Here is a 255-nt window from a genome sequence, read left to right on the forward strand (position 1 = left end):
AGCTTCCTCAGCTTGGCGTTCTCGTCCTCGAGCTGCTTCAGCCGGCGCATCTCGGTCGGCAGCAGCCCGTCATACTTCTTCTTCCAATTGAAATAGGTCGCCTGGCTGATCCCGGCCTTGCGGCAGATGTCCGCAACCGGGACCCCATCATGGCCCTGCTTCAGGATAAACGCCTTCTGGGCGTCCGAAAACTTCGAGGCCTTCATCGTCGTCCGCTCCTCCCAGCCGAGGGGATTCGGCAGCGCCCAAACTCTA

Annotated in this window: 1 protein-coding gene; it reads right to left on the reverse strand. The window is 60.8% G+C overall.

Translation table 11 applies throughout. The features are described from left to right. Window positions 1-206: transposase (locus I6F17_RS38025; RefSeq protein WP_225132499.1), on the reverse strand; the 206-nt coding region annotated here is incomplete at its 3' end. Window positions 207-255 lie beyond the last annotated feature (49 nt).

The organism is Bradyrhizobium sp. NBAIM18 (assembly GCF_020193825.1).
Taxonomy (GTDB): domain Bacteria; phylum Pseudomonadota; class Alphaproteobacteria; order Rhizobiales; family Xanthobacteraceae; genus Bradyrhizobium; species Bradyrhizobium yuanmingense.